We start from the raw sequence: 25,583 nt of genomic DNA, 5'->3' as shown, positions 1-25,583 counted from the left end.
TCAATCTCTGCAGCATCGCCTCAGCAGAAAACAGGGCGCTATCGCCACACTGAAGCAGCCAATTTCGTGCGAATGATTATATTGTGATCAATATACCAAATAACGATTTGAGCATTTGCAGCCGTACAATAAATTACTATGATACAAATATTCATAAAAATGAAGATAAAGAAATGGAAACGAGATTAAAAATTTTATATGACGCGCAGGTTATTGATTCTACTGTCTACTTCGGGATGCTGAATGTTCTCACTCGTTTGGAACAACACTGGCAACTATCTATTCGCCATTCCCAGGGAGAAATGCTGATCACTCATATGGCAAATGCGCTGATGCGAGCGAGTCAGGGGCAAGTTATTCCGGCTATCGATGATGAAATATTAAAAGAGATCGAAACCACAGCCGTTTTTGCCAATATCAGGGAAATTAATAACGACCTACTCTCACTGTTTACCTTTCAAGTGCCCGATTACGAAGTAGGATATTTATTAGCAAATCTATATGGCCTGCACCTTGCGCAGCAGACGGCGTGCTAAATATTTTAGCGTTCATTAAATATTCAAAAAAATGAAAATAAGATAGCGTTATATAGGGATCTAATATGCTACTGAAAGCATTACAAAAACAAAATCCAGCGCTGATAGAAGTCGCTCTTTTACTCTGGAAACAAGGGGTGGTTAGACCTGACAGCTATGTTATTGACGTTGATCAGGTCAAACAGAATGCACGTTTGCTGCTGGAAACAGCAACACGTTATGGCATTACTCTTTATCTGATGAGTAAGCAGTTTGGCCGCAATCCACTACTGTGCAAGATCCTGCTGGAATGTGGCTACCAAGGTATCGTCGCGGTAGATTTCAAAGAAGCACGTCAACTCTATCAATATAACTTGCCGGTCGCCCACGTCGGCCATTTAGTTCAAATTCCCAGCGCAATGGTGGATGAAGTTGTATCCCGCCAACCCGAGGTCATTACTGTTTACAGTATTGACAAAGCACGCGAAATTGCTGCTGCAGCCGTGCGTCAAAATAAAGAACAAGCCCTGTTATTAAAGGTTTGTCATCACGGCGACCTGGTTTATCCCGGCCAGGAAGCGGGGTTCTCTCTGGATGAATTACCCACCGTTATCCGTGAAATAAAAACAATACCAGGCATCCGTTTGGTGGGTGTCACGCATTTCCCTTGCATGCTTTTTGATAATGAAAAAGGCAAGACACTGCCTAGCCCAAATCTCAGCACATTGATTGAAGCAAAAAGTATTCTTGAGCAACAGGGCATACAGGTTGAGCAGGTTAATGGCCCTTCCGCCACCGGGGTTGAAAGCTTGCCGCAATTGGCTAAATGGGGAGTAACGCACGCCGAACCGGGTCACTCTTTAACCGGAACCATGCCCTCTAACCAACCAGGTAATCAGCCCGAGCATGTCGCCATGCTGTATCTGACTGAAGTTTCCCATTGCCATCAAGGCAAAAGTTATTGCTATGGTGGCGGATACTATCGGCGCGGCCATTTAAGCAATGCGCTGGTGTATGACCAACAGTGGCATGCCGCCAAAGTAGTGAGTCCAGCCAATGACAGCATTGATTATACACTGGGTCTTACCGAGCCATTCGCCATCGGCAGCCCGGTGGTGATGTGCTTTCGTACACAAATTTTCGTTACCCGCAGTGATGTGGTCTTGGTCGCAGGTATCCAATCCGGTCAACCCACATTGCTCGGAATTTTTGATAGTCAGGGTAATACCATTCCAACGTCCACAGGACAGGAGGGGTTATGAGTAAGTTTATTATACTGGTCATCGACAGCTTTGGTGTGGGTGCCATGCCTGATGTCTCTGACGTGCGTCCACAGGATCTGGGAGCGAATACTTGTGCCCATATTTTACAAGCTTACCCGGAATTGCATTTAGCCACTTTAGAGAAGCTGGGGTTACTCAACGCCTTGCATATCGGCTCTCCTGATTTTCAGGACAGCGTGATGCAAGACAACCCACTGGCCAGTTTTGGTGTCGCACTATTGCAACATGAAGGTGGTGATACCTTTATGGGTCATCAAGAAATCATGGGTACCCTGCCCCGCGCGCCCTTAAGCATGCCGTTCTCCACCGTAAGGTCACGTGTTGCTGATGCATTACGCCAACAAGGTTATCAGGTTGAAAAGCACAGTGCGCCTGATGATAGCAGTGATTTACAATTTCTATGGGTCAATAACTGCGTCGCAATTGGCGATAATCTTGAGGCAGATTTAGGTCAAGTATTTAATATTTGTGCTAATTTAAATGCCATTGATTTTGAGCAGGTCGAAAAGATAGGTCGGATAGTTCGCGGTTGTGTGGAAGTAAACCGCGTTATCGCCTACGGAGGGCAACTGATGAATAGCCAGGCAATCATCAGTGCAGCTGAAGTTAAGCAACAACATTATATTGGCATTAACAGTCCAAAATCCGGTGTTTACGATACCGGTTTTCAGGTTATTCATCTCGGTTATGGTGTCGATGCCGATGTTCAGGTGCCTCATCAGCTTGAGAAAGTGAATATTCCCACAGTATTGGTGGGTAAAGTCGCGGATATTGTTGCCAATCCGGCGGGGAGAAGTTACCAACAATTGGTTGATTCCCAAGTTATTTTGGATATCACATTAGCAGAAGTGCAACACGCGGGTAGTGCCTTTATCTGTACCAATATTCAGGAAACTGACTTGGCAGGCCACGGGCAAGATGTTGCACGCTATGCAGAACGCCTGCAATTAGTCGATAACATGTTAGGAAAAATTACCGCAGCCATGGCACCCGGTGATTGTCTGGTCGTGATGGCCGATCATGGTAACGACCCAACAATCGGCCACAGCAAGCACACTCGCGAGCAAGTTCCATTACTGGTCTATCATCCGGGAATGAAACATTCACAGCAGAAAGCCATCCACCTGGGGATCCGGGAAACTATGTCAGATGTTGGCGCGACAGCCTGTGAGTTTTTCGCGGCAATTGCTCCACAAAACGGTCACTCTTTCTGGCGACAACTTACTGAAGCCAGCAAATAATGGAATATATTCAGATTATTTAAAATATATTCAGGGTACTTAAGGGGAAGTCATAATGTTTAAAATTGCTATTGGTGGGCAGTTGAATAAAAACGAAATACAAGACTGTTTAATTAAATATGGTGCGGGGAAAATCACCTCTGACATATTTACCGACATGGATGCCGCGATGAAAGTCAAAAATGGCAGCTTCGACTATTACGTAGGAGCTTGCCAAAGCGGTGCCGGTGGTGCTTTGGCTATGGCTTATGCCCTGATTGGGCGCGATAAGTGCGCCACAATAGCCAATGCTTTGACCCAACCCTCAGAAGCCAATATCAGCCAATTGATAGATCAGGGGAAAAAAGCATTCGGTTTTACCAATGACCGTGTTGAAAATTCTGTTAAAGCCTTATGTGCCGTTTTATTGGCTGAAAAATAATACTGCAAATCTATTACTGTCATTCATTTTATTCTAAAAAGACTGACACAACTGACAACAATAATAAACAAATTAGCCTGGGGCTCATTGGCCCCGATGGGGTCGTGATATGGAATCGTTTAATTTAGTCAAGATTATTCTTTTCTCGCTAATGGGGGGGTACGCCACCTTTCTCGCCAATAAATCTATCGCGGTGTATCACGATGGATTGCGGCCTATTATGCCGGAGTTCATGAACGGCAATATGAGCCGGAAAGAGCTGGCGGGCATATCTTTTGCTATCAGCATCGGGTTTATTACTGGTTTCGCCATGCCGATTACATTGGCAACCGGCATTATCGTTATTCATATCGTTTTGCTAACCGCAGATATTATTGGGGTATCACTGAATAATACTAAGTTAGCTGTATTAATTGGCACAGTTTATGGTGCTTTAATCACTATTGCGCTGGATGGATTGATTAAAGGTTTCAGTTATCTACCGGTCAACTTCCTTGATGCCCTCGCCTCGGTGGGTGATCCGATAATTTATGCATTTGTGGCCTTCCCTGCCATTGCTGTCGGTTATCAATTCGGTAAGAAAGCCGGGTTAATCACCATCATTATTGCCTTCCTGGCCCGTGTGGTGATTGAGCGAATTAACCCAGTAACCATTGCTGGTAATGAAGTCGCGCTCAGCCCGGAAGGTATTGCAATGCTGTTTGGTATGATTTGCTTGCTGTTCTTTGCTTCCCGCGATAAACGCCACGGCGAAGAAATAGAACATAGCCTGTTTGATGATAATATTAATCGCATCCGGAAAAACGCGATTTATCTGTTGCCAATGGCCGCATTGATTACCATCACTGCCCACTACCACTGGATTGCGGGTGAACCGATTGCAGCAGCATTACTCGGAAAAGGGCAAATTACCTCTGCGGCCATAGTGGCAATTGTCCAAGCACTCGCCTTCATGCCACTGATTATTACGACTGCAATGATAAGCGGTGTGTATGGCACTAATGGCTGGTGTGACTGGTTCCTCGGCTTAGGCTATCTGGCACCTAACCCAGTGGTGGCTGGCATACTGGGCGCGGGGGCAATGGGGGTCGAGATCACCAGTTTGAGTCGAATTGGTAAGGCGATGAACCGCTTCCCGTCGTTGAAAATGTCCGGTGATAATATTCGTACCGCCATGACGCAAATTCTTGAAATTGCACTTTTAGTGGGCGGGGTTAATGCGGCAAATCAGATCTGGCCCGGTACCGGCATTTTCGTGGTGGTCAGCTTGTATATCCTCAACGAAATTTGTGGCCGTCCGGTTATGAAACTGGCGGCAGGCCCGATTGCGGCCATTGTCGTCGGTATATTGGCGAATATCTTTGCTGTGCTTGGCTTACACGTGGTCGCTTAATCGCCAATAACAACATCACCTAGCTTAACAAGTCCGCAAACTGCGGTTTGCGAACCGACTACTGACAAAGTCGATTGAAGGGGAAATGCTCCGTTGGGGTCGTAGTCGCGTAAGCGACCGAAGCGCTCCTAGGGGCAGTCCCCCCTTCACGCACCTGGCTTGATGCTCAGTTTGTCATTAACCTCTCCGCAAATTTCGCTTTGCGGGCTTTTTATTTATTCGGATTTGAAACTCAGACTTGAAACTGAAAATCGAAAGGAGCATAATTATTGTTATAGTATAACATAACAAGTGGAGTTCATATGAAACCTGGCATCCATCCTAACTACCGAACTGTGGTTTTTCACGATACCAGTGCAGACACTTATTTCACTGTCGGTTCAACTATCGCCACAGCGCGCACCATTGAGCGCGATGGTCAGACCTATCCTTACGTCACATTGGATATCTCTTCAGCGTCGCATCCGTATTACACCGGTAAACAAAAAGAGTTTTCAAAAGAAGGCAGTGCCGCGCGTTTCCATCAGCGTTACGGCAGTTTCCTGACCAAAAAAGCCAGCTAATTCTGAGAGTAATTATGCAAGTATTGAGTTCATTACGTTCGGCAAAAAACCGCCATCCCGATTGCAAAATCGTCCGTCGTCGTGGTCGGGTGTATGTTATTTGCAAAAGTAATCCACGTTTTAAAGCGGTTCAGGGAGGAACCCATAAGAAGCGTTGATGTTGAGTGTATTACCTGCTACTAAAAAGCCCCGTTGCTGCCCAATGGGGCTTTTCTATTTGTCATCAAAGGTTCGAGAACTCAGCCCTTGGTTCCCTTCGAGGCTGAGCAAATTTCATCCTATTATTACTTCATGGCACCGACAAGGGTATCCACATTGTGTTTAAACGCTTGCGCATAGGTTGCTGCCGGGCCGCCAGCAGCAGATAACGCCTCTGGATAAAGCTCTCCGCCGGCTTGTGCACCACTGGCTTCGGCAATTTGTTTTACCAAGCGTGGATCAGTTTGGTTTTCAATAAAATAGGTTTTTATTTTCTCTTTTTTGATTTGGTTAATCAGCGCAGCAACCCCACTGGCACTGGCTTCAGACTCGGTGGAAAACCCGACTGGTGACAAGAAGTTAACCCCATACTCTTGGCTAAAATAGCCAAATGCGTCATGGCTGGTCAGCACTTTTCGCTGCCCGGCAGGGATTGCGGCAAACTGCGCTTTGGCATAAGCATCCAGTTTTTCCAGTTGCTGAATGTATTCTCCTCCACGCTTGCGGAAATAGTCTGCATCTTCTGGATCGGCGGCAATCAATGCATTCATTACGTTGTTAGCATATTTGATACCATTCGCCATACTGTTCCATGCATGGGGATCCGTCACCATTTTGCCTTCCTCATCCATCTTACGGGTATCAACCCCGGTAGATGCAATCACGACCTGTCCTTTATACCCCGAGGCGGTGATCAACCTTTCTAACCCCCCCTCCAACCCTAATCCACTGACAAACACCACATCAGCTTTGGACAATTGTTTGCTATTTTTCGGCGTAGGTTCAAAACCATGTGGATCACCATTTGGCCCAACCAAGGTAACCACATTGACGTGCTCGCCGCCAACCTGCTGGACGATATCACCTAAAATAGAAAAACTGGCAACGGCTGCAACCGTTTTGGCCATCGCCAGTGGGCTTGACAGTAGGGCAGCTACCGCCAAACTAATAGGTAAATACTTCATTTAACTCTCCTTTAATGACACGGGGTTCTCAATAATAAATAGTTCTCAACGGCGCGCGGTGGCTAGCACACCACCACGCGTTCCAAATAAAATAGATAAAAAGAAAATTAAACTGGCGCTCAAAACAATCGCGGGCCCGGCAGGTAATGAGGCGTAATAAGACCACAGTAAACCGATGATGCTGGCAATCATGCCGATCGTCATGGCGATCCCCAGTGTTTGCGGCAAATTTTTGGCCCAAAAACGCGCACTGGCTGCCGGTAGCATCATTAATCCGACTGACATCAGAGTGCCTAAGATCTGAAATCCAGCCACCAAATTAAGGACGACCAACGACAGAAATAGCGCATGAACCACCATCAACCAGCGCCCCATACTCACCCGTAGAAAAACGGGGTCAAATGACTCCACCACCAATGCGCGATAAATGGCGGTTAATGCCAGCATGGAAAATGTAGTGATAACACCAACCATAGTCATGGCGTTGGTATCAACCGCCAAAATAGAACCGAACAACACATGCAGCAGATCCATACTGGAACCGCGCAAAGAGACGAGGGTGACCCCCAAAGCCAAAGAACCAAGATAGAAACCGGCAAAGCTGGCATCTTCTTTTAACAGTGTTCGGCGACTCACCCAGCCCGACATCATGGCAACCGCAAGCCCGGCAATAAAACCACCAATTCCCATCGCAACCAACGACATACCTGAAATCAGATATCCAATAGCCGCCCCCGGCAATACCGTATGTGACAGGGCATCACCGACTAAACTCATTCGTCTTAATAATAAGAAAACCCCTAGAGGCGCTGAACTGAGTGACAAAGCTAAACAGGCCACCAATGCTCGTCGCATAAAGCCGAAATCCATAAAAGGATCGGCAAGTAAATGAAACAACGTCATAAATTGATTGCTCTTAATATGCTGGGCCGCGAAGAAAAGGAGCAAGATGAGCCGTGCGAGTGATGCCACTGTACTAAAACCTGCTCTGCGGACTGCCAGCAATGGCCTTGAGGTGTTAGCCATAAAGCATGAGGAAAATGTTCTTCCACCATCGACATGTCATGCAAGACAGCAATGATGGTTCGCCCTTCAGTATGTAGCTGATGAATAACCTCAAGCAGCAATCCGACAGTTTGGCTATCGATCCCAGTAAAAGGCTCATCCAATAAAATCAATTGCGCTTGTTGCACTAAAAGACGCGCAAATAACACCCGCTGTAACTGCCCGCCGGAAAGTTCACCTACAGGCTGACGAGCCATATCCTGCATTCCGACCGCGCTCAATGCCAGGTTAATTCGTTGTCTGGATTGATGATTAATCCCGCCGAGTAACCCACTTTGGGGCCAACACCCCATGGCAACAACATCTTGAACGACAATAGGAAACTGCCGGTCTAATTCGGCTTGTTGCGGTAAGTAGGCCATTTGCGGAACTCTCCCGCCGGTAAAGGTAATCTGTCCCGCTACGGCCGGTTGTAGTCCTGCCAAAGTTTTAAGCAAAGTGGATTTACCCGCACCATTTGCCCCGATAATGGCGGTAAGCGAACCGGCAACAAAACAGCCATCAATAGGCGGTGTCAGAGCATGATTACCATATCCAATTTCAGTATTCTTCAGATTTATCATGGCAATATAGTCGCCCAATAAATAGCGCACCACAGCAACACACAAAGCAAAGCAACACCGGCAATGCGCTGCAAAGAAGATAATGAGAACAATGTCCAATGTGGCAGTGGGGTAAACCGAGCAGTGAATTTATTCATGTCAGAAAGAATAGGCAATTTATTGAAATGATATAACATCACAATAAGTTATTAAATTCAAGCGCACATCGTTGCCTTACCGATTTCAAAAGTAACAAGCTATGACGGGATACCTGCACAATATGGACATAAGGGGGAAGCAAACCTGCCGCTGTTGATAAAACACACAACACTCTCATAGTTAGTTACAGTAAATTAAACTATCTTTACTGAGGGCTGACTGGTGAGTACCTGCTGAATTTTGGTAATCTAACAGCAGAACTATTCGCTCGTGCTCGCAAAACAGTAAATTATGCAATAAAAAATAAGCCATGCGGCGGCCCCACCTCTTGATCAAATCCGCATAGCATTCTAAATTAATAGAAGTAGGTTGAATTAATCGTAAGTAATAGTCGTAAATATGAGGATGACTATTTGGGAATTGTTATTTTATTGCCATATGGCGTTATTGAAGATGGCGGTGTTAATAACACCACTGAGGGTTAACTCGCCAGTTAAGTTGATAAGTCTCATTAAATTTGATTTTTTTGATTCAAATCATACGCGTAGTGACTCAAAAAAATTGTTATCGCATTTTTTGTGGCAATGGCAATGCGCTAATGAATTAATCTTGTCACCATGAGCGGACAATTAATGAACAATGAAATAGCTGGGGACTTCCCCTCAGGGTGTTACCCGATTTCATTACTAACGGATGCTATCAGAAATAATATTCGTGAAATTGAAGGAAGTTTAGTTTCCGGTTTAATGTATTATTCTGAAAATGCACAGTACACAGAAGGCTCATTAGAAATTCTTGATATTTCCGCTTTGAAAGATAACTGTTATTCAATGAGTTACTGTTATAGGTGGTATATCTTCAACCCCTGTTTGGATATCAACACTGAAGATTTACTAACAAATACTGTAACATTTATTGTACATCCGCAAAAAATCATCTTTGATATAATTAACAATGACAGACCTTCAACCGCTGACGAATTGTAAGATTAAGTAATAAAGTTGCGCGGTGAGCGGAGAAATGATTTATATTAATAGCAAGACCAGTTTATTTAGTTTCTGATAAGCCTCTGCATTTATATGATTACCGATCTACTCACATTGTGTTATCAACACCGAATTAAGCGTTTACGGAGGGGATGATATGGATGAGTACTCACCTAAGCGGCATGACGTTGCCCAATTGAAGTTCCTGTGCGAGAGTTTGTATGATGAAGGCATTGCTACCCTTGGTGATAGCCATCATGGCTGGGTAAATGATCCAACTTCAGCCGTAAACCTGCAACTCAATGATTTGATCGAGCATATAGCTTCATTTGTGATGAGTTTTAAAATAAAATACCCGGATGGCGGCGACCTTTCAGAGTTAGTGGAAGAATATTTAGACGACACATATACTCTGTTTAGTAGTTACGGAATCAATGATCCGGAATTGCAGCGCTGGCAAAAAACCAAAGAGCGTTTATTCAGACTTTTCTCAGGGGAATACATCTGTACCCTGATGAAAACTTAAGGGATAGTTTCCCTATATTATTTTTATATTGAGAAGAAAAACACCATGACAAAAACTGACTACCTGATGCGTTTAAGAAAATGTACGACTATTGATACATTGGAACGTGTAATTGAAAAAAATAAGTACGAACTTTCTGACGATGAGCTGGAATTGTTTTACTCAGCAGCAGACCACCGCTTAGCTGAACTCACAATGAATAAACTTTATGATAAAATTCCACCTACTGTATGGCAACATGTGAAATAGTCTGCTTAACGCTGGTTAAGACACACAACGTTGAGCCGATAATCGTTATCGGCTTCAATGCAGTAAGCGGGTTGTAAGTGTTTAATGTTAGACAAACGTCTTGATAGAACTACGGTATTGAAGGTTAACTTTAATCCCGCGTTATTGCATACCTGTGTTTAGATATGGCCCAATGCGTTATCAAAGTATTTAAGTAGTAAGCTCTTACGTGCTATTTAATTTATTAAAAACCTGCCTGACTGCTAATAATTTAGAGATATTATTAATTATTGGCTAAAATTAAAATGCAAATAGAAAATTCAACCTGTAAATAAATGAGAATATTCTTATTTTATCATTCAGTCATCAGTTGATGATGTTTGCGCTTGTGTGAACGATACTCCTCACCTACGGCGCTCAAGTGAAATATTGATTCATCAGAAATGGTGGAGGCCCTGCCAGCTACATCCCGGCACACACCTCGCCTGCTGCGGCTGCTTCCTTCCGGACCTGACCGAGTTCACAAGTTAGTGTTGCGGGAGAACCAACAGGGCCTCCATTGTCGTTAACGGCTCCTTATACTCTGGAGCGGTGGGCATTATCGGCTATGGACTTCGAAATAGCAAGACAACACGCGCTAACTGGTGGTTTCTTGCCCAGGCGGTTCAAAGTTAGGCCTAAACCTATTTTCCTCTGGCAAAAAATGCGCTGATAATGTTATTTATTGCCTTCATTCTATTTATCCCACTCTATTTCTTACTATCTCTCCATGACCATGTGTAGTGAAAACAGATCAGAAAGAGGACGCAGTGACAACAACAAAAATAGAACTAAAAAAACCGGGTGACGCAGCAGAACATAGTAAAATGGACAGCTTTCGTCAGCGGGTATTTCACGTTGTGGCAGCTATCCCTTACGGGCAAGTGACTACCTATGGTGATATCGCCCGGCTGATAGGCTCCCCCAGAGCAGCGCGCCAGGTGGGTGGTGTTCTGAAACGCTTACCTGAAGGCTCTACTTTACCCTGGCATCGGGTGATTAATCGCCATGGCGAAATATCGTTAATTGGAGAAGATTATCTCAGGCAGAAAAATGCATTGCTGGCGGAAGGTATTGAAATAAGCCCTGCCGGGCGGATTGATTTACAGCAATATCGTTGGCAATACAGCTAGCTTCAGCGCCACAGGGAACTATGCCCTGTAGCGCATAAAGCCAGTCGAAAGTTACTGTATCGTTCCAGTGCCGGTCATTGTAGCGGTAGGAGCAGTTTCAATAGCCACAGAAGTCACAGGAACCAGCAGCAAGTTAGCCTGAGTACCGGTACCATTGTTAATCACTTCCTGGATGGTATCAGTGATAAACATTAGCTGACCATTATGGGTAATGGCTGCACTCACAATGATCCGCGCATTTGGCTGAATCTCAGCTGGGTTAAACGGCAAGGTAAAAGTAAAGGGCGCTTGTTTACCCTCGGTACGAATCGCTTTCTGAGCAATAACTCGCGTTGGCGCATCAGCCAGTGAGGCATCCGACAGCGTCACCGTAACGACAGCATCAGGTGGCAAGGCAATGCGCTCGCGGATATTCACTGTCCCTTGTACGGCAGGTTGCGCAATAGGCGCAGCGGCTGTCGTGATTCCTGCTGAAGCCGGAACGGGAACATCAGCCCCTTTGTGGGCACACCCAGCTAAACTGACTACCAATGCTGCCCCACCCGCGATCTGCCAGAATTTTTTTGATTGCCAAGGTTTCATAGGTCGCACTCCTTCTTATTATTAAGATGCGAGTTCTATCCAAAAAAACTCGCGTTTAATAAGTGGCTTCAACCACCTAGCAAGCTAATTATAGCACAATCTGCTAGTCCCTGCCGTTTCCCTCCCGATTAAGCCATTTATCAGACTATTCCTTATAAGGCTAGCTTCAACCGCACAGCTGTTTCACAGCAATATATTGACGATAGCCCTGATGATTCAGCACACTGTGTACGAACTCAACCACCAGGGGCCACAACATGAGCCAGGCATTAAAAAAATTGCTCGATCTACTCTTTCTTGAAAAAATTGAAGAAGGGATCTTCCGTGGCCAAAGTGAAGATCTAGGTTTACGCCAGGTCTTCGGGGGGCAAGTTGTCGGTCAGGCGATTTATGCGGCAAAACAAACTGTCCCCACTGATCGAGTGGTCCATTCATTTCACAGCTATTTTTTACGTCCGGGGGACAGCAGCAAACCCATCATTTATGACGTAGAAACACTGCGCGATGGTAACAGTTTCAGCGCCCGTCGGGTCAGTGCGATTCAAAATGGTAAACCTATCTTTTATATGACGGCGTCATTCCAGAGTCAGGAAGAGGGTTTTGAGCACCAAAATACCATGCCGGACGTCCCACCACCGGAGGGATTAATGTCTGAAACAGACATCGCCCGCAAATTTGCCCATTTAATTCCCGAGAAAGTGCGGGATAAATTTATCGGCCATCAACCGATTGAAATGCGTCCGGTGAAATTCCACAACCCACTGCAAGGTTCGACAGCGGAACCCAATCGCTATGTCTGGTTTAAGGCTAACGGCGAAATGCCGGATGACTTGCGAGTTCATCAATATTTACTGGGTTATGCCTCTGATTTTAATTTCTTACCGACGGCCTTGCAGCCTCATGGAATTGGGTTCCTTGAACCGGGGGTGCAAATCGCCACAATCGATCATTCCATGTGGTTCCATCGCCCATTCCGTCTTGATGACTGGTTGTTGTATGCGGTAGAAAGTACCTCAGCTTCAGGTGCTCGTGGCTTTGTTCGCGGGCAAATCTATAACCGGGAAGGGGTCTTGGTTGCCTCTACGGTGCAGGAAGGTGTGATTCGTTTACATCGGTTATAGCAAAAAATCGTTCATAACAAAAAATAGAAGGGCGATGTCTCCATCGCCCCCAGACTGCTGACAAACCTCGAGAACTCGATCTTGCAAGGTGAAGGCAGGTAGAAGAGTAAAGCGTCCGCGCCAGGGAGGGCGCGGGTCGAGCCCCCAGGGAGGGGTTTATGGCGTCTTTACGATCTGCCTGTTTTCACCGTTACGGGCACTTTGTCATTAACCTCAGGGCGATGTCCCCATCGCCCCTTATTCTGCTACATCATTATTATTTATTCTACTATCAGCGATAACTTACTGATATTATTAACTTACTGATTATAAGCATTTTCGCCGTGGCTGTTGACATCCAGACCTTCGCGTTCTTGCTCTTCTGGTACCCGTAGGCCAACCACCAGGTCAGCAATTTTATAGGCAACGAAAGCAACCACACCGGACCAGACCAAACACACCCCCACACTGAACAACTGTACACCCACTTGATGACCCATAGTGACGCCAGCTGCATAACCTGTGCCGCCCAATGAAGCAGAGGTGAAGACCCCCGTCAGGATACAACCGACAATCCCGCACACGCCGTGGACACCGAACACGTCGCAGGTATCATCGACCCGCAGCCATTTCTTCAGCAGCACCACCCCCCACAGACCGGCAACCCCACCCACTAAGCCGATAATCAGTGCGCCACCGACACCAACAGTACCTGCCGCAGGTGTAATCGCAACCAAACCGGCGATACAACCTGAACATGCACCTAACAAAGACGGCTTGCCACGCAAAATCCACTCAGCAAATACCCAGGAAAGAATGGCACCTGCGGTTGCAACAACAGTATTCAAGAAAGCCAATGCAGCGATTTCGTTAGCGGCGCTGGCTGAACCGGCGTTGAAACCAAACCAGCCGATATACAGAATTGCCGTCCCGGTGAACACCATTGGTAAGTTGTGAGGTTTAAATGCCTCTTTACCAAAACCGGCACGTTTACCCAGTAAGTAAGCCCCAACCAACCCCGCGATCGCGGCGTTAATATGCACTACAGTACCGCCCGCAAAGTCCAGTGCGCCGTCCATTGCCAGGAAACCGCCGCCCCATACCATGTGCGCCATTGGCAGGTATGAGAAGGTGAACCACAGCACAGCAAAAATAAGTACCGCAGAGAAACGGATACGCTCAGCAAATGAACCCACCACCAGAGCTACTGTGATACAGGCGAAGGAAGCCTGGAATACCACATGGATATATTGGTAGAAGGTGCCGCTCAAGCTGGTCAGGCCGATACCTTTGAGCATCGCCATATCGAAGTTACCGAAGAACGCGTTGCCCGTACTGAACGCCAGGCTGTAACCATACAAAATCCATAAGACACAAATTAGCGCAAAACTCACCATGACCTGAGTCATCATTGACAATACGTTTTTGGAACGCAGCAGGCCGCCGTAGAACAGGGCAATACCGGGCACGGTCATAAACAGCACCAACGCGGTGCAAATCATCATAAAGGCATTATCTGCTTTGTCAGCCACTGCCGGTGCAGCAGCCATTGCCAAAGAAGGCAGCATCGCTACCGAACTCAGGCCCAACACGGATAAAAGTTTTTTCATCATCAACCCATCCCTATTCACTAAATTTGAGCCTGCAAATTACAGTGCTGCTTCGTCTGTTTCGCCGGTACGGATGCGAATAACACGTTGCAATTCAGCAACGAAAATTTTGCCGTCACCAATTTTTCCGGTATAAGCGGCCTTACTAATAACATCAATCACTTCATCTAATTGATCATCCGCAATCGCAATATCAATTTTCACTTTGGGTAAGAAATTGACGCTGTATTCCGCTCCCCGATAGAGTTCTGCGTGCCCTTTCTGGCGACCAAATCCTTTCACTTCGGTTACGGTCAACCCCTGAATACCTACTGAGGACAAGGCTTCGCGCACATCCTCCAACTTAAATGGTTTGATAACCACGGTAACCAGCTTCATATTTGCCCCTTCTCGAATTAAGTCGAATTTATGTCGGCCACGAAATACTTATCTTCTACAAAACACTTACCTTTCTTAAAACATTTACTTTTCTTAAAACAAGTAAAGCAAAGGCTATGCCATAAATAATATTGACGAGAATTTAATACTGAAATGGCGAACTGATGGGGGTTGAGATACGCAGCACAATAGCGGTGTGACGAAATAGAGTGGATTGAACAGTTTTTGCGCACCAAAATAGTGCGACACGCGTCACAGAAGTGCACTGCGGTATATTCGCGCTATGGTTTTGCCTGATTATGGTGCGGCAGCTTATTCCTAATAGGCAGTGGCAGAGTTATTGACTGAAATGAAAATTAATATCAGTGGAATGGCGAAAAGTGATGGAGCCGCTGACCCCATCGCTTATTCTTTAACTGACTGCAGTTTCGACTTGATCAATAGCTGCCAAATCTTCACTGACTAATTGCAACTGATACATTTGATAATAACGCCCATGTGCAGCTAGCAACTCTTGATGCTTACCCTGCTCAACAGCCACACCACGGTGCAATACCAAAATAGTATCAGCATCGACAATCGTTGAAAGGCGGTGAGCTATCACCACCAGCGTGGTGTTTTTGCGAATCAACTGCAATGCCCGCTGAATGGCCTGTTCAGTGCCCGAATCAATATTGGCGGTCGCTTCATCCAAAATCAGAATTTGTGGCGCTTGCACCAATACGCGTGCCATCGCCAATAGCTGTTTTTGCCCGACGGATAGCGTGTTGCCCTGCTCCCCAAGCAAACTGTGTAGTCCATCAGGCAACGCTCGGACTAGCGAGGCCAGTTGCACAGTTTCCAGCGCATCCCACACTTGCTGCTCACTAATATCACGACCTAATGTCACATTGGCAAAAAACGAATCAGCCAATACCACTGGGTCTTGCTGCACCATAGCAACGCCCTGTCGCAAAGTTTGATGTGATAATTCGACCAGCGGGCGACCATCAAGCAAAATCTCGCCTTGCTGCACTGGGTAATAGCCCATTAACAGATTTGCCAGGGTACTCTTGCCACTACCGGTATGCCCAACTAAAGCGACAAAGCCGTGTGAAGGCACATCAAGGGAAATATTTTGCAGCACCATTTTATCGTGGCGATAAGCAAAGCTGACATTTTTCACTTGAATATGGCCGCTGGTCAGCGGGCGATCATCGCTACCATATCCTTGCTGGACGCGGTCCATCAAATCGAAAATACGCTCTCCCGCGACCACCGCCTGTTGCAAAATCGACTGCTGTGATGTCAATTCAATCAAAGGCTCATTGAGGCGGCCAAGGTAGTTGATAAATGCATATAGCACCCCAACCCCGACTGAACCTTCCGGGCTGAAACCGAAAAGCAGCAATAAACCGCATAGCACCATGGCAGAAAACAGGCTCAGTAACGGGCGCAGCAGAAAGCCTTCCAGACGCAATGTTTGCATCCGCGCCTTATAATGTGCACGGCTGGCAGACTCCATACGCTCACCAAAACGCGCCTGCTGGCGGAACTGTTGAATAACGCCCATCCCGCTAATGACTTCATTAAAGCCGTCGTTAATATCGGCCACATAGGCCCGCACCCGACGCACAACTGGCGTGCTGTAGCGCTGGTAAATCGCCATAACCACCAGTACCGTAGGAAAAATACAAATAGAAATCAGCGCCATGCGCCAATCCAGACTGAACATCGCCACCAACATTGCACCAATTAACGCCGCACTTTTCAATACCGTCGACACCACCATCACATACAAATCTTTTATGACTTCGGTATCGTTGGTTACGCGGGAAATCAATTGCCCGACAGGTTGAGTATCAAAAGCACTGAGAGGCTGACGCAAAGCTGCGTCCATCACTTCAATCCTGAGCCTTTGAACCACACCGACTGCCGCGCGATTAAACAGCAATGCTTGAAAATAGTGCAATGCGGCTGCCAGCAATTGCAGCAGCAAATAAGCCAAGGCCAGCCCACTGACTAATCCCAAAGGTAACGTGCCTTTCGCCACTACATGGTCAATGAAATAGCTGATCAACAGTGGGCCGCTGACTTCGGCTGCTGCAGCAACCCACAGCATCAGCACCGCCAGCCCTAATGGCTTGCGATAGGGGGAGCCATAAGAAAGCAGGCGCTTGAGGGTTGGCCAAAGTTGCTGAACTTTACTCATCGGTTTTGGCCTCCGACTCACCGTCATCCAATGCTGCCTCTAATTGTTGATAGCGATACATTTCCCGATACCAGCCAGACTGATTCACCAATACATTATGCGTACCGCGTTGCATCACCCCACCATGCTGCAACACCAGAATTTCGCTGGCTTCAGTTAAAGCAGAAAGGCGGTGGGCGCTGATAATCACAGTACGATGCTCGCCCCACTCGCGCAGATTCTTTAAGATTTCATGTTCGGTTTGGCCATCAACCGCAGAAAGTGCATCATCAAGAATCAGAATTTCAGTATCCAACAACAATGCCCGAGCAATAGAAATTCGCTGCTTTTGCCCACCAGACAGCATCACACCGCGCTCACCCACCTCAGTGTCATATCCTTGTGGGAGACGCAGGATGTCTTCATGTACGCTGGCTAAACGAGCAGCGCGTTCGATTTGATCCTGAGTGGCATCAGGTTTACCTAAAGCAATGTTAGCCGCGACCGTATCAGAGAATAAGAAAGGTGTCTGACTAACCACCGATAAACGCCCGCGCCAGTCATGCAAACGGATATCAGACAGCGGATGCCCTTGATAACAAATCATGCCGTCATCAATATCGAATTGCCGCTGAATTAATGCCAATAAGGTACTTTTGCCGGAACCCGTTGGCCCACATAAACCTAACATCTGCCCCGGTGCCAATTTCAGTGATACATCGTGTAAAGCGGGCTTTTCAGCTTCAGGGTAATAGAAATGACGAATATTCACCGCTAAAGTACCGCGATCGTTTGATAATGCGATGTCGCCATCTTTCACGACTGGCGCTTCTTCCAGCAAACTGCGGATACGACTATAGGCAGCACTGCCGCGTTCAACAATATTGAACATCCACGCCAGTGCCAGCATCGGCCAGATCATTAGCCCCAAATACATCACAAAGCTGGTTAACTGCCCTAAGGTGATGCTGTGATTGACCACCATCCAGCTACCACCACCGATGGCTAATAAATTTGCGATACCGATAGCAATATAAATGGTTGGATCAAAACGGGCGTCAATACGAGCGACATACATATTCTTGGCACCCGCTTCCTCAGCAACCTTCGCAAATTGTTGCGACTGACTGTTTTCCAGACCAAAGGCTTTGATCATGCGAATGCTGGTGAGGCTTTCCTGCGCCTGATTATTCAGAGCTGAAAATGCTCCCTGAGCTGACTTAAAACGCTGATGCAGTTGATCGCCGTAATATTTGATAACCACCGCCATGACTGGCATAGGAAGCAATGACAGCAAGGTCAGTTCCCAACTGATTTGCGTGCTCATGACAATCAGCACCGCACACCCCATCACCAGCGAATCTACTAGCGTCAATACGCCCTCACCTGCGGCAAAAACTACGCGGTCAACATCATTCGTGGCGCGTGCCATTAAATCGCCAGTACGGTGACGTAAATAGAACCCAGGAGCCTGGCGGCTAAGTTGGCGATAAAAATTCGCCCGTAACTCCACGGCCAATTGATAGGAGGCCCCGAAAAGTAACACTCGCCAAACATAGCGCAGCAAATATACCACGATGGCCGTCACCAGCATCACGCCAATCCATACCAATAACATATTGGTCGACATCTGTTTGGTGCTGATGCCATCGACAATTACCCCGACCAATTTAGGGGGCAATAATTGCAAAATAGCAATAACGATCAGTAGCAGCACAGCACCTACATAGCGACGCCATTCACGGCGGAAATACCAGCCTAATTGTGCAAACAATCTCACGCAGTTTTATCCATGATCTGACACCGAATAACATCGGTATTTGTTCGCTAAACGCGACAAGGAAGTATACCTGTCATACTTCAAACTGCATGTACGTTGGCTGCTTTCGTTCCCCCCAGTCACTTACGTGAGTAAGCTTTTGGGGATTCGCTTAATTGCCGCCTTCCTGCAACTCGAATTATTTAGGGTATAGAATATCATCGTTAAAATGGTTTTTTATATCCAATAGATGCCAGGCAGCCAACACTTCAGCTGTTTGAACCATAGCGGGTTATCACTCAGGTACTGGCAACACGGTGGTGTATTTAATCTTTTCCATCGCAAAGCTCGAAGTCACATCAATCAACCCTGGAACACCGTTAACCATACGTTTGTAAAAACTGTCATAGCTTTTCATATCGGCAACTTCGACCTGCATCAAATAGTCGTATTCCCCCGCCATGCGATAGAAGGCCAGCACCTCTGGCATCTGCTTAGTGAACTCGACGAACTCCTGATACCAACCGCTATTATGCTGCTGTGTCTTGATCAGTACAAATGCGGTGAGTCCTAATCCTAATTTTTCACTGTCTAGTAATGCCACGCGCCCACGAATAAACCCCTCATCCTCAAGGCGCTTCAAACGTTTCCAACAGGGTGTAGAGGTCAAATTGACGGCTTCGGCCAGTACTTGCAGCGACTGCGTGCAATCTTCTTGCAACATGCACAGAAGTTTACGGTCAGTTTTATCTAACATAGCGAGCAACCATAGAATAAATTTCTACCATTTGGCGATAAAGAAGGAAAAATGGCAACGTTTTTTTCTTTAATAACCGTTAATCTAGTCATCATTAGTTTACTACCTACATCGCAGGCCATAAAAATGACCAACACTTGGGTAAAAAATGCGATCAGCGAAATAGAAGCCGATTTTCAACGCTCCGCTGATACACACCTGATTCGCCTTAATCTGCCTGCATTCCCTGGCATTTATCTCTATTTAAAAGATGAAAGCACGCATCCAACCGGTAGCTTAAAGCACCGTTTGGCCCGTTCATTGTTCCTCTATGGCTTATGTAATGGCTGGATTAAAGAAGACACAACGATAATCGAGGCTTCATCTGGGAGCACGGCGGTGTCGGAGGCCTACTTTGCTCGCTTAATTGGTTTGCCCTTTATCGCGGTAATGCCAAGCTGCACTGCCCGGCGTAAAGTGGAGCAAATCTCCTTGTATGGTGGCCGCTGTCATTTTGTTGAAAGTGCCGGGCAAATTTATGCTGCCTCCGAGCAATTGGCGCATGAACTTAACGGCCACTATATGGATCAGTTCACCTATGCTGAGCGGGCAACTGATTGGCGCGGCAATAATAATATTGCCGATAGCATTTTCCGCCAAATGGCGCGCGAACCTTTCCCCGTACCTGACTATATCGTGATGAGCGCAGGTACCGGCGGCACCTCAGCCACTTTGGGGCGCTACATTCGCTATCAAGGGCATGACACCCAACTGATGGTGGTCGATCCGGAAAACTCCGTTTTTTATGATTGTTTTTGTCACAGTGACCGTACCGTAACCGGCAGTTGTGGCAGCCGTATTGAAGGTATTGGCCGGCCGCGAGCGGAGCCATCATTCATTCCAGAAGTGATTGACAGTATGTTGCGGGTTCCTGATGCAGCCAGCGTTGCTACCATCCATTGGCTGGAAGGCATTTTGGGCCGCAAAGTGGGAGCGTCAACCGGCACTAACGTTTGGGGAACATTACAACTCGCTAAGCAGATGCGCGAGCAAGGTAAAACCGGCGCTATCGTGACGTTACTGTGCGACAGCGGTGAGCGTTATCTCGATACTTATTACGACCCTCAATGGGTCAGCAACAATATCGGCGATTTAACGCCATATCGTGATGAATTAAACAATCTGTAATATCGTGATAAACGGGGCCGTAAACCGGCCCCTTTCAGAATAAAAAAAACCGGATGGTTATCCGGCTGGCTAATAGCTACCCTCAAAGTTATTAGTTTTATCGCACTAATAACCCGTGGATATACCTCAGAATTCGGGGGAATAGGTGAGGTGTGGTGAACTTAGCCAATGTTGCAAATAATGAGCTACGCCTTGTTCCTCGCAGCGACCAATAACCTGTAACTGAGGTAACTCTTGTTTCAGTTGCGGTAATGCATTTCCCATGACTAACCCACGACCGACTCGCGACAACATTTCTTTATCATTCATCGCATCGCCAAACGCCATGCAATCAGCCAGGGTTAAATCAAGATGATGGCTCAATCGCTCTAAAGCAGCCCCTTTGTTACAACCACGAGGTAGCATTTCGAGGCAATCGACGGCTGAGAAACAGAAATCGGCTTGATCACCCATTTGTTGCTCAAGCTGAATCTTAAGTTCGGCCAGTTCCTGATGTGGCGCAATAAAGCAAATTTTGTGATTACCCGTCTTCGGTAATGCATCTAGCGCGGTCAGTTGGAACTGGAAACTGCTGGTTTTATGGGCTGCCAATAACGCGGGATCATTGTAATCAGTAAACCAGCCATCATCGCGGAAGATATGAATGCCGGCATTGGTCTGCCAGGGGGTACGCAGCACAAACTCCACCAATTCTGCCGGCAAATCCATACCATCTAAATGCATGCCATCCATGTCACACACCCGTGTGCCATTACCCGTAATTAAATAACCGTTAATACCCGAATGAGATAGAATCCCTTTCATATCAAGGCAATGCCGACCGGTAGCGAATGTCAGGATCATCCCGTTGTCCACTAACTGGTGTAACGCATTCAATGTCGCGCCACCAATTCGATGGTCACGCATCAGTAAGGTTCCATCCATATCAAAAGCAGCTAAACGGTACATTCAAAACCTCACTAAGAGTGAAACTGGTGGTATGTATAAAATTATGGCGTAGTATTTACGGAACTAATAGTGAACAAATAATTTAAACTATTCCGGATTTAGCATGCGCATTATTCACCGACTTACCCAATATCAGCGCTTATTCCAAAAGTTCGGAGAAAACCTGGCTTCGACGACAGTAAGTGAAGTCGCAAGTTTGCTATTTTGCAGTGAACGCCACACTCGCACCTTAATACAACAGTTACAGGCAAATGGCTGGCTCAGTTGGCATTCACAAGTGGGCCGGGGCAAACGCGCACAACTACAATGCCTGAAAAGCCCCGATACACTTCGGGCAACCTATATGCAGGCGTTTCTCGAACAAGGTGATCATCAGGCTGCGCTCGAATTGGCTCAACTGGAACCTGAACGTTTACAGGCGTTGCTGAACCCTCATATGGGGGGGCAGTGGCAAGCAGACAGCCCAGTATTACGTATTCCATATTACCGTATGCTTGAGCCGTTAAATCCACTCACCGCCACGGGCCGGGCAGAGCAGCACCTGATTTACACCTTGCACGCGGGGTTGACTCGTTTTAATACCGGTTGCCCACAACCCCAACCGGATCTGGCTCACCACTGGCAAGTCAGTGATGATGGTTTGACCTGGCAATTCTTTTTACGCAGCCAGTTGCGTTGGCATAATGGGGAGCGCCTTCATGGTCAGCAATTATTGCAAACACTCAAGCTATTGCGTGCCAATACCCGCAGCCAGCCAAGTTTTACCAATATTTTGACCATTACCCTACCCCACGCCCTATGCCTACAGTTTACCCTTTCTCAGCCGGACTACTGGTTGGCTCATCGATTGGCTGATTTACCCTGCCGGCTATTTCATCCAGACCATCCTTTGCTGGGTGCCGGCCCGTTTAAATTGGCGACCTTCGAACAGCATCTGGTGCGGTTAGAACAACATGAGTTCTACCATTTGCAGCACCCTTATCTGGAAATCATTGAATACTGGATAACCCCGAACCTAATGGTGCAATCAACCGACGGTAGTTGCCAACATCCGGTGCGTATTACCATCGGTCAGGAAGAGGACTTCCCTTTAGCACGCCCTGTTCAACGCAGTATGAGCTTGGGGTTTTGCTATCTGGCAGTTAATCAGCATCGCAGCAATATGACTTCTCAGCAACTCGCTAGGTTACTGATGTTAGTGCAAACCTCAGGTATATTAGAGGAGTTATCAATCCGGCGCGGGATCATAACTCCAAGCCATGAAATGTTGCCGGGTTGGCCCATCCCACGGTTTGCATCTGATAATGACTCGCCATTGCCAGCTCACCTGATACTGATATATCAACCGCCAATGGAGCTTAAAAGTGTCGCCGAGCAGCTAAAAGTTGTATTGGCAGCGCAGGGCTGCACATTAGAAATCCGTTCCAGCCACGATAAACAGTGGAAAGATAGCCACCAAATTGAAAAGGCTGATTTATTATTAGCAGACCATTTGGTTGGTGAATCACCAGAGGCCGCAATGGAAAGCTGGCTCCGACTTGATCCCCTGTGGCGTGGCATCCTGTCACCATCACAGTGGGAGCAGCAGCAAAAAACACTGACCCATATTCAGCAAATAGAGCTGGCTTCAGAGCGGCATCACCAATTACGAGAGCATTATAATGATCTGATGCTATCCGGATTGATTCTACCTCTGTTCAACTATCAATATCAGGTCAATGCTCCACCACGAATTAATGGTGTGACATTAACAGCTTACGGTTGGTTCGACTTCAGTCAGGCGTGGCTCCCTGCGACTGCGACGTGATAACCAAACTCCGGTAGCTACCTTTTCTTGCGCTATCTAAGTACCATACTGCCAGTTTTCAATTTTGCTGTGAGATTTGCGCTTTAAGGCTCACAGCTGTACGAGGTAACAGTATGAAACGTGCCGTAGTTGTCTTTAGTGGTGGACAAGATTCCACCACCTGCTTGATTCAAGCATTACAGCAGTATGATGAAGTCCACTGCATTACCTTCGATTATGGCCAGCGACATCGTGCTGAAATCGATGTTGCTCGTGAACTGGCAATCCAACTTGGAGCTAAAGCGCATAAAGTACTGGATGTCGGCATGCTTAATGAGTTAGCTGTCAGTAGCCTGACCCGTGACAACATCCCTGTACCGTCTTACAGTGAAGAGGGGGAGGATTCTATTCCCAGCACCTTCGTTCCTGGCCGTAATATTCTATTTCTGACACTGGCTGCTATTTATGCTTATCAAGTACAAGCTCAGGCTGTCATTACTGGTGTTTGCGAGACAGACTTTTCGGGTTACCCAGATTGCCGAGATGAATTCGTTAAGGCTCTTAACCATGCCATAGATTTAGGTATTGGCCGTGATATTGCTTTTATCACCCCGCTGATGTGGCTGGATAAAGCCGAAACATGGGCGTTGGCGGATTACTATCAGCAACTCGATCGTATCCGTCATGACACATTAACTTGTTATAACGGGATTCAAGGTGATGGTTGCGGTCAATGTGCTGCCTGCCACTTACGCGCCAAAGGGTTAGAGTTCTATCTGGCTAATAAGCCTAAAGTCATATTAAGCCTAAAACAAAAAACCGGGCTGGTTTAACCGCTTTAAGCCATACACTAGCGGCGAGCTGACTTTCTCTACCTCCTCCAGAGCGAGGTAGAGCCCTATTAAGCACGATCCCTTTTTTATAAACCACGATTAACAAACTCCTGAAGTTTTTCGCGTAATTCCCCATCAATGGGTAATGCCTTTTGATTACGCAAATCGATGCACACAAAAGTCAGCTCTGCATCAGCCACTGAAATAGAATCAGGCTCTAGCGTGACAGTCTGTTTCATCACACCACTTTTTCCATTCAACCTTAATAGTTGACTATCGATCCGTAACAGATCGCCCAAAACCGCAGGCCGACGATAGTTAATATTGATATTAACCACGATAAAAGCGATTTGATTTTCAGCCATCCATTGTGCAGCTGGCTCTCCATCAAGCCATTCCCAGCGGGCTTCTTCGAGAAACTCTAAATAGCGGGCATTATTAACATGTTGAAAAACATCAATATGAAAACCCCTGACTCTAATATGAGTATGCATGCGGCGAGCTTCTCCAGACAATGAGTTGTTATTATAGAATGATAGCTACAACTGGTATGACCTCAAAAAGAAAGCCTAGCAGAGGAAAATCACTTCATAGCGTGCTTATTATATAATCCGGATCAACATCACAGTTTTACCTGACAGTTGCGACTTACATTATGAAAGACTGAGAGTTGTTCCTGGTGAAAAAGCCAGGCAAACACAACATCTGCCTGACTGCGATATCTGTTTTTCTGACTCTATTTACATTCTAAGCTTGCTGCGATTTCTTTCTAAGAAAGAGGGTCCAATCCCTGGCACTTCAAGCAGCTGCTCTGCATCAGTAAAAAAGCCGAACTGCTCACGATAGTTAACAATTGCTTCCGCTTTCTTCCTGCCAATCCCGCTGAGGGACTGCGCCAACTGTTCCGCATCTGCACTATTAATATTGATTTGGCTCGGTGGATTATCCTGTAAATGGCCAGTGGTGGCTGTTACGACCATTTTATCATGCGTGGCTTTCTCGAGGGTTTTCGATACGATATTTGCCTTGGTTGTAGCCTTACCTGATACTGACGGGTTGAGAACTTTATCCTCAGCGGAGCTTGGGGCGGCATAAGCCAAAGGTTGAATATTAAAACCTGCTAGTAATGCCGTGATGACAAATAATTTTCCTATGAATTTCATGCTGTATCCTCCTTGTGTTTGACAGCATACCTACCTTGCCTGAGCCTCCAATTTGTCGCAAAGGGCAGATTTT

General features: G+C 46.6%; 27 protein-coding genes and 1 other RNA gene. 15 read left to right on the top strand and 13 right to left on the bottom strand.

Annotation, left to right across the window (positions count from 1 at the left end; translation table 11 throughout):
- Positions 1-173 precede the first annotated feature (173 nt).
- The 7 genes from FGL26_RS21175 to ykgO all read left to right on the top strand — a co-directional run bounded on the left by FGL26_RS21175 (position 174) and on the right by ykgO (position 5,574).
- Complete coding sequence (locus FGL26_RS21175) at positions 174-536, top strand: PRD domain-containing protein (protein WP_032902550.1); 363 nt, start codon at positions 174-176, stop codon at positions 534-536.
- A gap of 65 nt (positions 537-601) precedes the next feature.
- The gene (locus FGL26_RS21170; protein ID WP_032909239.1) at positions 602-1,777 is read left to right on the top strand and encodes a YhfX family PLP-dependent enzyme; all 1,176 of its coding nucleotides are present in this window, start codon (positions 602-604) and stop codon (positions 1,775-1,777) included.
- A complete protein-coding gene (locus FGL26_RS21165; RefSeq protein ID WP_005167685.1) occupies positions 1,774-3,039 on the top strand; it encodes a phosphopentomutase in 1,266 nt (421 codons plus the stop codon). Before FGL26_RS21170 ends, FGL26_RS21165 begins: the two co-directional genes overlap by 4 nt.
- Positions 3,040-3,094: 55 nt before the next feature.
- Complete coding sequence (locus tag FGL26_RS21160; protein ID WP_005167683.1) at positions 3,095-3,460, top strand: DUF2620 domain-containing protein; 366 nt, start codon at positions 3,095-3,097, stop codon at positions 3,458-3,460.
- Positions 3,461-3,569: 109 nt separating this feature from the next.
- Positions 3,570-4,853, top strand: coding sequence for a YhfT family protein (locus FGL26_RS21155; RefSeq protein ID WP_005167681.1), 1,284 nt, complete (start codon positions 3,570-3,572; stop codon positions 4,851-4,853).
- 302 nt (positions 4,854-5,155) lie between these two features.
- Positions 5,156-5,416, top strand: coding sequence for a type B 50S ribosomal protein L31 (locus tag FGL26_RS21150; RefSeq protein WP_005163438.1), 261 nt, complete (start codon positions 5,156-5,158; stop codon positions 5,414-5,416).
- Between the two features lie 14 nt (positions 5,417-5,430).
- Positions 5,431-5,574, top strand: a complete 144-nt coding sequence (ykgO, locus tag FGL26_RS21145; RefSeq protein ID WP_002208618.1) for a type B 50S ribosomal protein L36 — start codon at positions 5,431-5,433, stop codon at positions 5,572-5,574.
- Positions 5,575-5,700: 126 nt separating this feature from the next.
- On the opposite strand, the gene FGL26_RS21140 is transcribed toward ykgO, so the two are convergent.
- From FGL26_RS21140 to FGL26_RS21130, 3 genes are read right to left on the bottom strand one after another with little or no spacing between them, the layout of a single operon-like run.
- Positions 5,701-6,579 (bottom strand): metal ABC transporter substrate-binding protein, encoded by an 879-nt coding sequence (locus FGL26_RS21140; RefSeq protein ID WP_005167678.1) that lies wholly within the window; start codon positions 6,577-6,579, stop codon positions 5,701-5,703.
- 45 nt (positions 6,580-6,624) lie between these two features.
- A complete protein-coding gene (locus FGL26_RS21135; protein ID WP_005167676.1) occupies positions 6,625-7,482 on the bottom strand; it encodes a metal ABC transporter permease in 858 nt (285 codons plus the stop codon).
- Positions 7,479-8,207: a metal ABC transporter ATP-binding protein gene (locus FGL26_RS21130; protein ID WP_032902542.1), complete on the bottom strand. Its 729-nt coding sequence runs from the start codon at positions 8,205-8,207 to the stop codon at positions 7,479-7,481. Before FGL26_RS21130 ends, FGL26_RS21135 begins: the two co-directional genes overlap by 4 nt.
- Positions 8,208-8,977: 770 nt before the next feature.
- On the opposite strand from FGL26_RS21130, the gene FGL26_RS21120 reads away from it, so the two are divergent.
- From FGL26_RS21120 to ymoA, 3 genes are all read left to right on the top strand, one after another.
- Positions 8,978-9,331: a hypothetical protein gene (locus FGL26_RS21120; protein WP_005167672.1), complete on the top strand. Its 354-nt coding sequence runs from the start codon at positions 8,978-8,980 to the stop codon at positions 9,329-9,331.
- Positions 9,332-9,488: 157 nt separating this feature from the next.
- Positions 9,489-9,857 (top strand): Hha toxicity modulator TomB, encoded by a 369-nt coding sequence (gene tomB, locus FGL26_RS21115; protein ID WP_005167670.1) that lies wholly within the window; start codon positions 9,489-9,491, stop codon positions 9,855-9,857.
- Positions 9,858-9,902: 45 nt separating this feature from the next.
- On the top strand, positions 9,903-10,106 hold the full coding sequence (gene ymoA, locus FGL26_RS21110; RefSeq protein WP_002208622.1) for an expression modulating protein YmoA: 204 nt from the start codon (positions 9,903-9,905) through the stop codon (positions 10,104-10,106).
- 432 nt (positions 10,107-10,538) lie between these two features.
- On the opposite strand, the gene ffs is transcribed toward ymoA, so the two are convergent.
- An RNA gene (ffs, locus tag FGL26_RS21105) (signal recognition particle sRNA small type) lies at positions 10,539-10,635 on the bottom strand.
- Between the two features lie 316 nt (positions 10,636-10,951).
- On the opposite strand from ffs, the gene FGL26_RS21100 reads away from it, so the two are divergent.
- On the top strand, positions 10,952-11,257 hold the full coding sequence (locus FGL26_RS21100) for an MGMT family protein (RefSeq protein ID WP_032901164.1): 306 nt from the start codon (positions 10,952-10,954) through the stop codon (positions 11,255-11,257).
- Positions 11,258-11,308: 51 nt separating this feature from the next.
- Here FGL26_RS21100 and FGL26_RS21095 read toward each other — a convergent pair whose 3' ends face one another.
- Positions 11,309-11,839 (bottom strand): YbaY family lipoprotein, encoded by a 531-nt coding sequence (locus FGL26_RS21095; protein WP_005167665.1) that lies wholly within the window; start codon positions 11,837-11,839, stop codon positions 11,309-11,311.
- A gap of 257 nt (positions 11,840-12,096) precedes the next feature.
- Between FGL26_RS21095 and tesB the strand changes: the two genes are divergently transcribed.
- A complete protein-coding gene (tesB, locus tag FGL26_RS21090) occupies positions 12,097-12,960 on the top strand; it encodes an acyl-CoA thioesterase II (protein WP_005167662.1) in 864 nt (287 codons plus the stop codon).
- A gap of 299 nt (positions 12,961-13,259) precedes the next feature.
- Here tesB and amtB read toward each other — a convergent pair whose 3' ends face one another.
- From amtB to FGL26_RS21060, 5 genes are all read right to left on the bottom strand, one after another.
- Positions 13,260-14,549 (bottom strand): ammonium transporter AmtB, encoded by a 1,290-nt coding sequence (amtB, locus tag FGL26_RS21080; protein WP_005167660.1) that lies wholly within the window; start codon positions 14,547-14,549, stop codon positions 13,260-13,262.
- Between the two features lie 39 nt (positions 14,550-14,588).
- Entirely contained in the window at positions 14,589-14,927 is a 339-nt protein-coding gene (gene glnK, locus FGL26_RS21075) for a P-II family nitrogen regulator (protein WP_002208627.1), read from the bottom strand.
- Positions 14,928-15,339: 412 nt separating this feature from the next.
- Positions 15,340-17,118: a SmdB family multidrug efflux ABC transporter permease/ATP-binding protein gene (locus FGL26_RS21070; RefSeq protein WP_005167657.1), complete on the bottom strand. Its 1,779-nt coding sequence runs from the start codon at positions 17,116-17,118 to the stop codon at positions 15,340-15,342.
- Positions 17,111-18,877, bottom strand: a complete 1,767-nt coding sequence (locus FGL26_RS21065) for a SmdA family multidrug ABC transporter permease/ATP-binding protein (protein ID WP_005167654.1) — start codon at positions 18,875-18,877, stop codon at positions 17,111-17,113. Before FGL26_RS21065 ends, FGL26_RS21070 begins: the two co-directional genes overlap by 8 nt.
- Before the next feature lie 274 nt (positions 18,878-19,151).
- On the bottom strand, positions 19,152-19,613 hold the full coding sequence (locus FGL26_RS21060) for an Lrp/AsnC family transcriptional regulator (protein ID WP_005163482.1): 462 nt from the start codon (positions 19,611-19,613) through the stop codon (positions 19,152-19,154).
- A 126-nt stretch (positions 19,614-19,739) separates the two neighbouring features.
- Between FGL26_RS21060 and FGL26_RS21055 the strand changes: the two genes are divergently transcribed.
- Positions 19,740-20,780, top strand: a complete 1,041-nt coding sequence (locus FGL26_RS21055) for a PLP-dependent cysteine synthase family protein (RefSeq protein ID WP_005167652.1) — start codon at positions 19,740-19,742, stop codon at positions 20,778-20,780.
- A gap of 126 nt (positions 20,781-20,906) precedes the next feature.
- Here FGL26_RS21055 and cof read toward each other — a convergent pair whose 3' ends face one another.
- Positions 20,907-21,728, bottom strand: coding sequence for an HMP-PP phosphatase (cof, locus tag FGL26_RS21050; RefSeq protein ID WP_005167650.1), 822 nt, complete (start codon positions 21,726-21,728; stop codon positions 20,907-20,909).
- A gap of 103 nt (positions 21,729-21,831) precedes the next feature.
- Here cof and FGL26_RS21045 point away from each other — a divergent pair, with 103 nt between their 5' ends.
- Entirely contained in the window at positions 21,832-23,535 is a 1,704-nt protein-coding gene (locus FGL26_RS21045) for an SgrR family transcriptional regulator (protein ID WP_005167649.1), read from the top strand.
- A gap of 113 nt (positions 23,536-23,648) precedes the next feature.
- Entirely contained in the window at positions 23,649-24,347 is a 699-nt protein-coding gene (queC, locus tag FGL26_RS21040) for a 7-cyano-7-deazaguanine synthase QueC (RefSeq protein ID WP_005167647.1), read from the top strand.
- Positions 24,348-24,433: 86 nt separating this feature from the next.
- On the opposite strand, the gene FGL26_RS21035 is transcribed toward queC, so the two are convergent.
- Together FGL26_RS21035 and FGL26_RS21030 are read right to left on the bottom strand one after the other, a co-directional pair.
- Positions 24,434-24,841: an acyl-CoA thioesterase gene (locus FGL26_RS21035; RefSeq protein ID WP_005167645.1), complete on the bottom strand. Its 408-nt coding sequence runs from the start codon at positions 24,839-24,841 to the stop codon at positions 24,434-24,436.
- A 246-nt stretch (positions 24,842-25,087) separates the two neighbouring features.
- Entirely contained in the window at positions 25,088-25,510 is a 423-nt protein-coding gene (locus FGL26_RS21030) for a ComEA family DNA-binding protein (RefSeq protein WP_005167644.1), read from the bottom strand.
- Between the last annotated feature and the right edge of the window lie 73 nt (positions 25,511-25,583).

This window comes from Yersinia enterocolitica subsp. enterocolitica (assembly GCF_901472495.1).
In the GTDB taxonomy this organism is placed as follows: domain Bacteria; phylum Pseudomonadota; class Gammaproteobacteria; order Enterobacterales; family Enterobacteriaceae; genus Yersinia; species Yersinia enterocolitica.
This window is presented reverse-complemented; position numbering and strand designations above follow the sequence as displayed.